At 31.9% G+C, this 14,132-nt stretch carries 10 protein-coding genes and 1 pseudogene; 4 read left to right on the forward strand and 7 right to left on the reverse strand.

From position 1 onward, the window contains the following. Nucleotides 1-3: 3 nt before the first annotated feature. The 3 genes from ABXT64_RS07260 to ABXT64_RS07270 are packed head-to-tail and all read left to right on the forward strand — an operon-like array spanning nucleotide 4 to nucleotide 3,985. Nucleotides 4-1,734, forward strand: a complete 1,731-nt coding sequence (locus ABXT64_RS07260; protein WP_443632268.1) for a DUF885 domain-containing protein — start codon at nucleotides 4-6, stop codon at nucleotides 1,732-1,734. Further along, nucleotides 1,727-2,737, forward strand: a complete 1,011-nt coding sequence (locus ABXT64_RS07265; protein ID WP_443632269.1) for a 4-hydroxyproline epimerase — start codon at nucleotides 1,727-1,729, stop codon at nucleotides 2,735-2,737. Before ABXT64_RS07260 ends, ABXT64_RS07265 begins: the two co-directional genes overlap by 8 nt. Beyond that, a complete protein-coding gene (locus ABXT64_RS07270; RefSeq protein ID WP_443632270.1) occupies nucleotides 2,738-3,985 on the forward strand; it encodes an NAD(P)/FAD-dependent oxidoreductase in 1,248 nt (415 codons plus the stop codon). It begins immediately after the preceding gene. Nucleotides 3,986-3,992: 7 nt separating this feature from the next. Here ABXT64_RS07270 and ABXT64_RS07275 read toward each other — a convergent pair whose 3' ends face one another. The 7 genes and pseudogenes from ABXT64_RS07275 to ABXT64_RS07305 form a co-directional block, all read right to left on the reverse strand. Further along, nucleotides 3,993-4,424 carry a YybH family protein gene (locus ABXT64_RS07275; RefSeq protein WP_443632271.1) on the reverse strand — a complete coding sequence of 144 codons (432 nt, stop codon included), beginning with the start codon at nucleotides 4,422-4,424 and terminating at the stop codon, nucleotides 3,993-3,995. Nucleotides 4,425-4,426: 2 nt separating this feature from the next. After that, nucleotides 4,427-7,456, reverse strand: coding sequence for an aminotransferase class III-fold pyridoxal phosphate-dependent enzyme (locus ABXT64_RS07280; RefSeq protein WP_443632272.1), 3,030 nt, complete (start codon nucleotides 7,454-7,456; stop codon nucleotides 4,427-4,429). Continuing rightward, nucleotides 7,457-9,472, reverse strand: coding sequence for an MGH1-like glycoside hydrolase domain-containing protein (locus ABXT64_RS07285; RefSeq protein WP_443632273.1), 2,016 nt, complete (start codon nucleotides 9,470-9,472; stop codon nucleotides 7,457-7,459). Between the two features lie 224 nt (nucleotides 9,473-9,696). Further along, nucleotides 9,697-9,894, reverse strand: a pseudogene (locus tag ABXT64_RS07290) (ABC transporter permease); the annotation flags it as partial. 119 nt (nucleotides 9,895-10,013) lie between these two features. Continuing rightward, a complete protein-coding gene (locus ABXT64_RS07295; protein WP_443632274.1) occupies nucleotides 10,014-11,117 on the reverse strand; it encodes a DUF4407 domain-containing protein in 1,104 nt (367 codons plus the stop codon). A 144-nt stretch (nucleotides 11,118-11,261) separates the two neighbouring features. Further along, a complete protein-coding gene (locus ABXT64_RS07300) occupies nucleotides 11,262-12,881 on the reverse strand; it encodes a M56 family metallopeptidase (RefSeq protein ID WP_443632275.1) in 1,620 nt (539 codons plus the stop codon). A 2-nt stretch (nucleotides 12,882-12,883) separates the two neighbouring features. Then, nucleotides 12,884-13,249, reverse strand: a complete 366-nt coding sequence (locus ABXT64_RS07305) for a BlaI/MecI/CopY family transcriptional regulator (RefSeq protein WP_443632276.1) — start codon at nucleotides 13,247-13,249, stop codon at nucleotides 12,884-12,886. Nucleotides 13,250-13,488: 239 nt separating this feature from the next. Between ABXT64_RS07305 and ABXT64_RS07310 the strand changes: the two genes are divergently transcribed. Next, entirely contained in the window at nucleotides 13,489-14,073 is a 585-nt protein-coding gene (locus ABXT64_RS07310) for a PhnA domain-containing protein (protein ID WP_443632277.1), read from the forward strand. Nucleotides 14,074-14,132 lie beyond the last annotated feature (59 nt).

Genomic DNA, 14,132 nt, shown 5'->3' on the forward strand with positions numbered 1-14,132 from the left:
TATATGAGAATCTTCAAAATTATTGGTGTATTTTTTATTCTTCTAAGCCTTGGTTGCTCAAAAAAAATAGAAGATACTTCTTCGGAAGATTTAAACACTATAATTATAGAAATTGAAGAGAGAGAATTCTATAATAAAGAGGAGTATCCCTTAGGTCTATTTTCAAAAGAAATTTTTGAAAAAGAGGCTCTTTATGCAAAAGAACAACTAGGAAAATTAAAGGAAATTGATATTTATGGATTATCTGAAACTGAATTAATTTCATTAGAATTATTAAAGTTTAAGTTGCAGGATACTATCGATTATTTTAAATATGAAAGTTATTTAAATCCATTGTTGTCAGATTCTGGGTTTCATACTAGTTTTTCATTTATGGTTCGTCCTTTTAACAATTACGAACAAGTTAAAGAGTATTTAAAAAAATTAAATGCAATCCCAGGTCGAGTAGATCAATTTTTACCTCTTTTAAGAGAAGGATTAGAAAAAGGGGTTTCTCAACCAAGAGTAATTTTTAATGGGTATGAATCTAGTTATGATGATCATATCGTGAGTAGTTTTGATGAGAGTTATTTCTATAAGCCTTTTAAAAATTTACCAACGACAATCAGTGATACTCAAAGAGATTCAGTGTTGTTGGCTGCTAAAGTGGCAATTACTACAAATGTGATTCCTCAATTCAAGAAAATTAAAGCATTTTTTGAAGATGAATATATGCCAAATACAAGATCTACTATTGGAGTTTCTGAAACACCAAAAGGCTCAGATTATTATCAAAATCGTATTAATTATTATACAACGAGTACGCAACTTACTGCGGATGATATTCATGAGGTTGGATTAAAAGAAGTTGCAAGAATTAAAACTGAAATGAAAAAAATTATTTCAGAAATTAATTTTCAAGGGAGTTTTTCAGAATTTCTACATTTTCTAAGAACCGACCCTCAGTTTTATGCAACAAGTCCAGATCAACTATTAATGATTGCTCGGGACATGGCAAAAAGAGCTGACGAACAATTACCGAGATTTTTTAAAACCTTACCTAGAAAACCTTATGGAGTTGCCCCAGTGCCTGACGCTATAGCGCCTAAATATACGACAGGTAGGTATGTTGGTACAGATAAGAACAGTACAGATCCAGGATATTATTGGGTAAACACCTATGATTTACCAAGTAGGCCTTTATATGTTTTACCTTCATTAACAGTACATGAAGCTGTGCCTGGGCATCATTTGCAAACGTCATTAAATCTAGAATTAGGAGACAGTATTCCACAGTTTAGAAAAGATACTTATTTATCAGCGTATGGAGAAGGTTGGGGATTATATTGTGAATTTCTTGCGGAAGAAATGGGAATGTACACAACACCGTATGAACAATTTGGAAAACTTACTTATGAAATGTGGCGGGCTTGTCGTTTAGTGGTTGATACAGGAATTCATGCGCAAGGCTGGACAAGAGATGAGGTAATTAATTATATGTCTGAAAATACAGCGCTTTCCATTCATGAAATTAATACTGAAACCGATCGATATATCTCATGGCCAGGACAAGCATTATCCTATAAAATAGGTGAACTTAAAATAAGAGAGTTACGCAGTAAAGCTGAAAATAAACTTGGGGTTAATTTTGATATTAGGGATTTTCATGAAGTTATTTTAGAACAAGGAACAGTTACACTTTCGATTTTAGAAAAACGAATCAATAATTATATTGAAGAGAATAAAGATGAGTAAAACCATTTTTAAATGTATAGATGCACATACCTGTGGAAACCCTGTAAGAGTTGTAACAACAGGTCGTCCAGGTCTTCAAGGTGCTTCAATGAGTGAAAAAAGACAACATTTTTTAGAAGAATACGATTGGATTCGAAAAGGACTTATGTTCGAACCTCGAGGACATGATATGATGAGTGGCAGTTTCTTTTTTGAACCCGAAAACCCAGAAAATGACTTCGGAATTTTATTTATTGAAACTTCTGGTTGTTTGCCTATGTGCGGGCATGGAACGATTGGGGCCATCACTATCGCAATTGAAGAAGGCTTAGTTCAACCTAAAGTTCCAGGCATTATAAAAATGGAAACGCCAGCAGGTCTAGTGGAGATTGAATACAAAGAGTCAAAAAATAAAGTGGAGTGGGTGAAACTTAAAAATGTGAAATCTTATTTGGCTGCTGAAGACTTAACCGTTGAATGTCCAGAATTGGGAGAAATCACTTTTGATGTTTCTTATGGGGGAAATTATTATGCGATTGTAGACCCTCAAAAAAACTTTAGTGGCGTACATAATTTTACGGCTGGAAAATTAATTCAGTATTCGCAAATAGTTAGAGAACGGATTAATGAAAAATACCCGGATATGTTTATTCATCCTGAAAATGAAACTATTCGAGATGTGAGTCATATGTTATGGACAGGTGATCCAATAGATCCAAAATCATCGGGAAGAAATGCAGTGTTTTATGGTGATAAAGCAATCGACAGAAGTCCTTGTGGCACGGGAACTTCGGCAAGAATGGCGCAATTGTACGCCAAAGGAAAACTTGCCCTAGGAGAAGAATTTGTTCATGAAAGTTATATAGGTTCTACCTTTATTGGAAGAGTTGAAGAAGAAACCGAATTGAATGAAAAAAAAGCAATAATACCTAGCATTCAAGGTTGGGCAAAAATTTATGGATATAATACCATAATCATTGATGATGAAGATGATCCTTATGCACATGGTTTTCAAGTAATTTAAATGAATAAAGAAGTTGTTATAATCGGAGGTGGAATAATAGGATTGTGCTCTGCATATTATCTTCAGAAAGAAGGGCATAAAGTAACTGTTATTGATAAATCTGATATAACTAAAGGAGCTTCATTTGTAAATGCGGGGTATATAACTCCAAGTCACATTATCCCATTAGCAGCTCCAGGAATGATAACCAAAGGGATAAAATGGATGTTTAATTCTACAAGCCCATTTTATATAAAGCCTAGATTAGATAAAGATTTTTTGCAATGGTCATGGGCTTTTAAGAAATCGGCTTCTTTAAAAAAAGTTGAAAAGGCTATTCCAGTAATAAAAGACATTAACATATTTGGAAGAGATTTATATGAAAAAATAAAAGCTTCAGGAGATTTTAATTTTCATTATGAAAGAAAAGGGCTGTTGATGTTGTATAAAACGGATAAGGCGGGAGAAGAAGAATGGAAGATAGGGCAAAGAGCCATTAAAGAAGGATTGAATGTTAAAAATATAACAGCAGATGAAGTTAGAAAAATGAACCCTGAGGCCAATATAGATTGTAAAGGCGCTGTTTATTTCGATTCAGATGCGCATATGACCCCTCAAGAATTTATGACCGAAATGCATTCTTATTTAAAATTGAATGGAGTCACTTTTTATACCAATGAAGAAGTTAAAGATCTGTCTGTTTCCGAAGGAAAAATTTCAGAAATTATCACCTCTGAAAGAAAACTAAATCCAGATGAGGTAGTATTAGCTGCAGGATCCTGGAGTCCATTACTCACTAAAAAATTAGGTATTAAAATTCCAGTTCAGGCTGGAAAAGGCTATAGTATTAATGTAGAAAGAGAAACAGGAATCACTATTCCAGCGATACTAGTAGAAGCCAAAGTTGCAGTAACTCCTATGAATGGTTTTACTCGTTTTGCCGGAACTATGGAGATTGCAGGAATTAATGATAAAATAAACCCAGTAAGAGTAAAAGTAATAAGTAAAGCTGCTTCAGATTATTACCAAGGATTTAAAATAAACCAAGAAGAATTAAATCAAGCAGATTGTGGATTACGTCCTTGTTCGCCTGATGGTTTGCCTTACATTGGTAGAACTGAAAAATATAAAAACCTTACCATAGCAACAGGACACGCTATGATGGGTTGGAGTTTAGGCCCTTCAACGGGTAAATTAGTTTCAGAAATAATTTCAGATAAAAAAACATCTTTAGACCTCCATCCATTTCATCCCGATCGAACTTTTTAATGCTACGCTAGCAAGACATATCCGCGACGATTTTCCATTCGCCATCAATCTTTTTAAAGATGATTAAAAATACACCATTGGCATCTCCAACACTTCTTTTTAAATAATATTCTCCCATCACCCAATAACTGCCTTCATCAATTTTAGAAATATCTTTTATGGTAAAATTTAAAGTACCAGAATGCTCTTTGGTTGGATAGCCTTTTTTATAATTATCTAATGTTTGTTGCCAACCTTTAGTAAGACCACTACTACCAAAAAACTTTAAAGAGTCACTTTTCCAATAGCCTTGCATAAAACCGTCCAAGTCATTATTAGACCAAGCTTTTTCTTGCAGTGTCATAACGGAAAGAATGGCTTCTTTGTCTTCTTTTTCTGTAGTTTGTGAAAACCCTAAAGTAAAGGAAACTAAACAAAGGAATAAGAGAAATTTTTTCATGATTAAAATGTTTTAATAAAATTTTCAGCTAAAATTTTGCGCAAATAGTACATTAGTTCTTCGGCATTCTCTTTTGTAAATACAAGAGGTGGTTTAATTTTTAAAACATTATGATCAGGACCATCGGTGCTCATTAAAACACCATGATCTTTCATTCGGTTTGCTAGATAATCGGTTTGAGCCGCTAATGGATTTAATTGCGCATCTACCAATTCAATACCAAGAAATAAACCTTGACCCCGAACGTCTCCTATAATTGGAAATTCTTTAGAAAGAAGTTTTAATTCAGTCTTTAAAAACTCGCCAACTTTTAAAGCGTTTTCTTGTAATCTGTCACGTTTTACAGTTCGAATTACTTCGGTAGCAATGGCACAAGAAACAGGATTTCCGCCAAAGGTGTTAAAGTACTCCATGCCATTAGCAAATGTATCAGCAACTTCTTGTGTACAAGCAACCGCAGCGATAGGATGTCCGTTTCCTAGAGGTTTTCCTATGGTAACAATATCTGGTACAACATCATGCAATTGAAATCCCCAAAATGTTTTCCCCATACGTCCACATCCAGTTTGCACTTCATCTGAAATACAAATACCTCCAGCCTCTCTTACTAATTGATAGGCTTTGTTTAAGAAGCCTTTAGGTAATTCTATTTGTCCACCACAACTAATAATGGGTTCGATAATAAATGCTCCAACATTTCTTCCTTTTTTCTGAATAATTTCAATCTGTTTTTGCACTTCTTCTGCATAGGCTTCACCCGTATTATCTCCTCTATATTTTCCTCTGAAAGCATCAGGTAAAGGAAAAATGTGAGTATGTTCTGGAGCACCTTGACCTCCTTTTCCGTCAAATTTATACGAACTTATATCAATACACATATTCGTATTTCCATGGTAACCTACTTCAGAAGCAATAATGTCTTTTTCACCATTGTATGCCTTTACCATTCTAATGGCAAGTTCGTTTGCTTCACTTCCTGAATTGACAAAATGCAGTACATTTAATTCGGGTGGTAAAGTTTCTATGAGTTCCTTAGCTAGCGCATTAATGTTTTTATGTAAATAGCGAGAATTCGTATTAATAATCGCCATTTGTTCTTGACCCGCTTTCACAACTTCATAATTTTCATGACCCACATGAGCGACATTGTTTACAGTATCTAAATATTTTCTTCCGAAGGAATCCATTAAATATTGATCAGCACCACGAACCATTTCAATAGGAACATCGTATTGTAGACTTAAACTTTTTCCAAGGTGTTTTTTGCGGTACTTAATCAGCTTATCATGGTTTGTTTTATTTTTATTCTGAAGTGATTCTAATTGAAATAATGTGTTGGGGTCTGGACAGACACTTTTCCAAACTTCTATTTCTGAAACATAGGCGACTCCTGGATAATCTATCTTATAATCTAACATAGATAACATCACTTGAAAGTGAAGGTGAGGTGCCCAATTTCCGTTTTCAGGATAGTTCCCTAAACGTCCAATAAGTGAACCTTTTTTTATAGTATCACCGACCTTATTTTTGGTAGCACTTTCGATGCTTAAATGACCATATAATGTATAGAAATTGAATGCTTCGGTTGTATGTTGTAATACTACCAATCCTCCATATTCTTTATCGCCTTCATCATTTACAGCGATTAGTACTGTGCCGTCCAAAATAGCATGAACAGGAGTTTGTTGAGCTAACCAAAAGTCGATTCCTAAATGAATACTTCTAGATTCTTTTCCAGAATTTCCAATCCTATCATAGGCTGTTGAAGTATATAAAGGCCTTGGTTCTAAATAGCCTCCAGCAATTAATTTATTCGGAATTGTTTTCTGAAGTTGATCTATTTTAAATTGAAATAACTCTAAATCATTAAAATCGTTTTGATGTCCGATCCATTTACTTGAAACACTTAAATCTAATAATGAAACCTTATCTTTTTGAATGCTTGGAAATAATTCAGATAATTGAAACGTTTGATTTGAAGCCCAATCGTTAAACTTCTGTTCATTTGGATGCGCATTAAATCCACAAGCCTTTCTAAAACTATAATGGGCAAATTCTGGAGAGATTTGATGCCATTTTTCTAATACTTTCCAAGCAGGTTTTTCACTAAGCCATAAATATTCATTGTCTGGTTCTTCAATTTTACTCATTGCACCTCTAGTAACTATAATCACCAATCTCATAGCAATGGCATTATATAAATGTGATAATTCTTCTTGCTCTAATGGAAATTTTGAATGATATCCTTTTACAAAAGCAAGTGATGCATTTAAAGATTCATGATGCCCCATAGTACCATATGCACAAAGTATTGCTACATCATTAATAACTTGAGTGTAAATGGCATCTCCATAATCTATAGCAGCAATTGCTTTAGGGTGTATTAAATTGGAAGAAATAATAATATTATTGTCATTTGGGTCATTATGAACGACGCTTTTTCTGAGTCTTTGATAGGAGGTATGCGTGGCTTCAAATTCTTTTTGAAAATAAGTTATAATTTCTTTCTCTTGACCTGTAAATAAGTGAAGTTGTTCTTTGGTCCAAAGGCATTGTGCAATATCCCATTCAAAAGTGTAATGTGCTTCTGGATGATCAAAATTTTGAAGTGCTTTTGTTAAAAGCCCACATTGTTCTCCTAAACTAAAACGAAAATCTTCTAATTGTGGATTTGCAGAACTCCAAACCCTTCCAGAGACCCAAGTTAACAATCTCACATAGCGCTTTTTTCCAAAGTCATCAATAATTTCAGAAATTACATCATTGTTTTTATCTGTAATTACTTTTGGAGCAATAAGATTTTTTTCACTTGCATTAATAGATTGCAATAATTGTTGCTGATAATCAACGTATTTTTTATTCTCTTCTGGGCGCGATATTTTCAGAATATAACCTTCTTCATTGTCTATTTTTATTCTAAAATTAAAATCAACATAACCAGGTAAGGAGGAAGCATTTCCTTTAATGCCATAAAGCTCAAAAAGAATTTTTTCGGCTTGTTCTGGTCTTATTTTGATTGTATTGTAATCCATTTATTCTTTTATTAAAAGCATTATAATATGAGCAGCACTCCAACTAAAATTTTGTGCATTTAAACCTTCACCTGTGATAGGATGGTAATTTTCTCTAATAGATTTCCCTTTCCCTAAAACACCTTCTGCACCTTTTATAATTTGAATGGTAGCGTTATCAGCATCTTCATTAAAACCATAATTCCGCAATCCTTTTACTCCAAAATAAGCTTGATCTAACCAATTGGGACCTCTCCAATATCCTTTTAAAGGATTGAATTTTTCATGATCAGCACTCATGGTTTGAAAAGGGACTTTGGTATAAAATTTAGTTGGATTCATCATGTTGTTTTTAACAGCTTCTGCTTGTTTTTGTGTAGCTGTATTTGCCCAAAGCGCTGTCCATCCTTCACTTCCTTCTCCTTTAATAAATATATTTCCTTCAAGATTAGTGTCGTAAAACCAGCCGTCTGTTGCATCGTAAAATTGACTTTGAATACGACCTTTTAAAACTTTTGCTTCATTTTCAAATCGGGTAGCTTCCTCATTATGTTGAAGTGCTTTTGCTAAGGTAGAAAGGTATCGTTTTTCAGCATAGAGATAGGCGTTTAAATCGACACTTTCTTGATCTAAAGAATACGCTCCTTCTTCATTTTTAAGAATTTTAGAATTGTCAAATCGAATGGCATTGTCCATACCACTTTCCCATTTTGCAGCTATTAAACTACCGTCGGTTGATCCATACTCGCACAAACCATCTTGGTCATGATCTCTTTTTTTATACCACCATTCATGATATGATTTCAATTTTGGATACATGAATTTTACAAAATCTAGGTCTTTATCTTTTTCAAATATTTTTGCAACGGCCCAAGCTGAAAGAGGTGGTTTCGTATCTCGGTAATTATGTTTTTCTACTAAAGTATCTCTAAAAACACAATCTGCTACAAAACCATCTTCATTTTGAAATTCGAACATTAGTTTGACTTGCTTTTTTGCTAATTCAGTATTATAATAAGATAAACCAACGGCATGCTTCCATGAATCCCATGACCAAAATCCATTGAACCATTTGTAATGATAGCTTGGAAATAATCCTTCGTGTTTGATTTCTCCAGCTGGGATTCTCCAATTATTTTGGAGTGTAAGATGTGCTTTGGCTAGAACTTCTGAATATTTGTCTTCTTGAAATTTGTCTTTTTTTGCTGAAATTAAAGATTGTAATTCTGAATTCTTTTCAGACTTTCTTGCAGATAAAATTGAATCAAAATTTGAATTTTTAATAAGAGCTTTTTCTTCTTCCCAAGAATATTCAGGAAAGATAAAAGTTTGGGAAAAGATAATCTCTTTGGATTGTTTAGGTTCAAGGTGGAAAGTATCAAATAGTATAGCATGAAATTGATCTTCATCTACGATATCTTTTCTACTTACTTTGTTCGATGTTTGAATGTAACCAATTGCTTTAGAATTTTTGGAAGTTAATTTGATTACATCATCTTCGATTGAGAAAGTGATTCCAATATCGGAGACTCCACCTTGAATATTTGAATTAATTCGAATTGGATGTTCTGTAATATTGGTAATTTTTATTTTTTGTAAAGCTGTATGACCTGATAAAAATACAAGTTCTTGCTTAAGTTCTAATTTATCATTTTTAATTATTTGCTCTAAATGACTAGAATAGCTATTCTTAATAATTGTGTCTTTTTTTAAATCAAATAAATAGTCATGATGATTCCCTGTTGTAATAAAAAGTCCGGATAACATTGGACTACTCCAAACACCATTATCTTGAGTCATTAAAAAAGGGCCCGAAAAGCCAATAATATTATATTCAGTCTTTGGTAAACTATAGGCAAACCAAGCACCTTGATCTGAAAACATTAAACCAGATTTATCGATTGAGTCTTTTGGTGTTATTCGATAGTCTAAAATATTCTTACTGAAATCTAAATATGAGATTTCTGGAGAAAATTCAGTTTCATTATTACAACCAAACACCACTATAAGGGATAGTATAAAAATTAGTTTTTTCATCTTAGTATTAGTCCTTTTTTTAATTTCTCAATTAGTTCAGTAAAACCGAAACATTTTTCAATAAATGAATTTTTTAATTGAAGAATATTTTCCATTAGCTAAAAATAATTTATTTCTTTACATATTATATAAAATTAGCAGGTAATTGATACTAAAGTATGAATATTAGATAATTTATAGTTTTATTTATTAGAGGAATCTCTTTAGATTCATGTAAGACTAAACCTAAATAAATCAATAGGATTAAACATCGTTGCAATTAAAGAGAACTTATCTAAAGGGTACTCTTCAAAAGCAACTAATGAAATTAAAAATATACCATCTTACATCATATCCATAAACAACCATAGTAAAATTGCATATCCAAACCCTTTAATCTTATTTTCATGTGAAAGTGCAATATTAAAAGCTAATGCAGTGAAACACATAATATATGACTTTTGTCATATTTAATATAAATTGGTAAACTAGTCTTAATTTAATTTTAGACCTAAAAAAACCCTTTGTAGTAACAAAGGGTCAGCTTTTAATTAGTAGGCTTCTAACCTATTATTCTTTTTTGTTTTTTATAAAATGCATCTGCTTGATGTTCCATTAATTCGCGCGCTTTTTTTCTTTTATAATCGTATAATTCTTCTTCTTCAGCGATATCTGCATACACTCTATTATTTACTTTAGTATCTGTTTCTAACATTACAGCTCTTTGTTGAGCTTGTTGTTGATTCCAAGTTTTTACTGTATTCTCTTCTTCTTCTAATTTAATATCATAGACTCCTTTTGGAGATAATAATTTCGCTAAAATTGGTGAAGTTTCAATGGCTAGAAACAATAGGAAGATAAACAATGAAGGCAGCCAGGGTAATTTATTTAATGCATTAACTCTTGCCATTAATCCATCAAACCCATCAATTACTGGTTGAGTTTCAGCAACTTTAGCTTGATATTCTTGTGAAAGTGAATTCATAGAAGATTCTATAGTAATAATTTTATCACTATTTGTTTTTCTTAATTCATTAAGAGCTACTAATTCGGCATCGTGCTTATCTCTTTTTTCTTGATATACAGGGCCTTTTCCAAGTAATTCTGTGCCAGTTCTTCCTTCTGCTTCAGATATATAGGTGTCGTAAAGTGCATTTACTTCGGTTTCTTTATCTGTAGTCTCTTTTTTTAAGGTTTCTATTTCTGAAGTTAAAGCAGTAAGTTGAGGTGTATATTGAAGTGCTAATTGATCTTTGTTTGTCAATGTCATTTCATTTTTTTCGACTAACAATACTTGATTGATTTCTTTCTCAAATATTTTTAGTTCAAGTGGTTTAGCAATAACAATTGCTATAATTACTGCTAATAAAAGCCTTGGAGATGCTTGTAAAAATTCATCAAAAAAATTATCTCTCTTTTTAATGGTTGAAACAATAAAACGATCGAGGTTAAATATAAGTAATCCCCAAATAAAACCAAAAAATATAGCTGAAGGATATGAATCGAATACTGTATATAAAGCATATGCTGAAGCAATAAAGGCCATGACTGCTGTGAAAAATACAGTGGCTCCAATACCGGCATACTTAGTTTGTTCTCCAGCAGAGCATTGATCTAGAATATCAGTATCTGCTCCAGAACAGAATATAAAAAAACGTTTTAACATAGGTTTGATTTTTGATTGATGAATATATATAACGCAAAAACCTTTAGTTTGTTACAAGAAATTTAAAAGGAAAAAACAAAAATGCCTAAAAGGATATCCTTCTAGGCATTTTATAGGTTAATTAAGATTTTTAAAAGAAAAAGTTTAGCAACCTTCCATTCTTAATTCAACAATAGTATAAATATAGTCGTCTTTAATATTGATAGTTAAACCATTAACATTTTTTAGAATTTCTAAAGCTTTCTCTAAGGTTACTTCCATCCCTTTTTCTTTAAAATGTGGCCCTCCATCAAATAAAAAGAAACGTGCCCCATCTTTTGAAAGTGTAACGAATTCGGATGTTGAATCTGTTGTTTGTAGTGAACTGGTTTGGTTAGATGTTGGAGATGAAGCTGAAGATTTTTTTAATTGAATAGGTTTTTCAGAAAGCTTCACCACGGGATTACGAGTGTTGGTTTTACTCACCTGAACATTAAGTTTTTTATTTTTTTTATAAAGTTGGTTGGCTTTTTCGCTGGATATCTTCTTTCCATTATAATAAAATGTGGCACCTTGTTTTGCCAAATCTTTCATGTTAGGAATTGGTGGCGGTGGTGGGATACTAGAATCTGTGTCATTCACACCTTTTATTACTTTTGGAGCAGGTGGAGGTGGAATACTAGAATCAGTATCATTTAAACCTTTAATAACTTTTGGTGATGGAGGCGGAGGTGGGAAATTTGGAAAAGGTTCAGCAGATTTTTTTTGAGATTTACTCATTAAATCATATAAGTAATTTAACCTTTCAAGTTCTTTTTTCTTGATAATAATTCTTTCTCCATTTTGAAAATTATATTTTTTCGCTAATGTATTGTACTCTACTATCTGTTTTTTTGTAGCATCTTCTTGTATTGTTATTGATTCAATTAAAGTATTCTCTTTTTCAACTTCTTCTTGGCTGCTAAAACTGAAAAGTAATAAAGAAACTAAGGGTAAAATTAAGAGGCATTTTATCCAAAATGATTTTTTTGATGTGTGTGTTTTCATAACTGTAAAACGTTTTTTGATGAATGAATAATTAATGGCATTTGTCAATGGACTATGATTTGCATTTGATGAGAATGTTAAAAGTATTTTTTGATAATTTGATAAGGACGTGCCGTTTTTTAAAACCGCTTCATCTGCAAGAAATTCATGATTTAACTTAATCGAATGTTTTATGATATAAATTAATGGATTAAACCATAAGACAACTTGAAACAACTCTATAAATAGAACATCTAATGAATGTTTTTGTTTTGCATGTGTTCTTTCATGAAGGATTACTTCTTCTGGTATAAGCTGCTTTTCAAACTTATTTTTATTGAAGAAAATAAAACTGAAAAAAGTATGAGGTACTACAGGTTCCTTTAGTAAAACACCTGTAAAATCTTCTGTTTTTATTTTTGTGTTTCTTTTTATTCTATTGCCAATCTGAAACAAATTTCTAATAAATTTATATCCAAATAAGATCAAACCAACTCCATAAACACAAAAAATAATGAGGGGTATAAAATTGAATGTTTTTTCATTAGTTATAATCAGATTACTTATAGGTTGATTGATATATGTAACTGGTTCAATGTAGGTAGTAAAAGTAATAAGAGGTATTACTATTGATGAAATTACAGCACTAATAAGGTAGAAACGCTTAAATACATGAAAGTTTTCCTTTTCTAAAAATATTTTATAAAAAAGTATCAATATGGCTAAACAAGCACTAAATTTTAAAAGATATATAGTCATGATTACTTCTTTTTAATTTCTAAATCGATTAATGTTTTCAATTCTTCTAATTCTACTTTTGTTAAGTCAGTTTCAGAAGTAAAAAAGGAAGCAAATTGAGAAGCACTATTGTTAAAAAAGTTTTTAATCAAGCCATTAACGTGCTTCGAAAAGTAATCGGATTTTTTCACTAATGGAAAATACTGTCTTGAATTTCCCATTTGTGTATAATTAACAAAACCTTTGTTAATCATTCTCTTTAATAAAGTTGCTACTGTAGTTGTAGCGGGTTTAGGATCGTCATACGACTCTAGTAAATCTTTCATAAAAGCTTTTTCTTGCTTCCATAAAATTTGCATTAACTGTTCTTCCGTGTTTGATAATTTCATATGCTACAATGTTAGAATTGATTCTACAAACATAGAGCAAATATTTCAATTCTACAAACGTAGAGCATTAATATTTTTATTTTAATAATAATTTATTTACGAGATGAACGATTACAATTACTATTCCATAATAAAAAAACCTCCTATTGAATGAGTTCTGTAGAGATGTTTTACATTAGCAGAATTAATTTAATAAAAGTCGAAGTTGGGTATAAGATTCCTGTCTTTGTAGGAAATATATGAGTTTTGAAAGAGAAGTTAAAAAGAGAGCAGGAGAGAAGTGTGAGTTTTGTGGTCATAATGAACACCTAGAAATGTATGTGGTTCCTAAGACGCCAGAATATATAGATGAGGTTGATACTGCAATTTTGGGATGTAAAACATGTGTTTCACAATTTGATGATGAAGAAAATAGAGATGCTAATCATTGGCGTTGTTTAAATGATAGTATGTGGAGTTCTACTGCACCTGTACAAATTATGTCTTGGAGAATGCTTCATAGATTAAAGACTTTTGGATGGTCTCAAGATTTACTAGATATGATGTATTTAGATGAACAGCAATTAGAATGGGCAGCTGCTGAAGGAGATGCAGAAGATAAAACAGATGCTATTGTTCACAGAGATGCAAATGGAGTTGTATTACAAACAGGAGATAGTGTTGTACTTATTAAAGACCTTAAAGTAAAAGGTTCAAGTTTGGTTGCTAAACAAGGAACAGCAGTAAGACGAATTTCTTTAGATCATGAAAATGAAAAATTCATAGAAGGAAAAGTAGGGCCTACTCAAATAGTTATTATTACGGACTACGTAAAGAAACTTTAAGTAATTATAATAGTACAAAAAAAGCCTCGAAGATATTTCGAGGCTTTTTTGTTTCAGTT

It is taken from the genome of Candidatus Marifrigoribacter sp. Uisw_064, from assembly GCF_047730175.1.
GTDB lineage: Bacteria > Bacteroidota > Bacteroidia > Flavobacteriales > Flavobacteriaceae > Marifrigoribacter.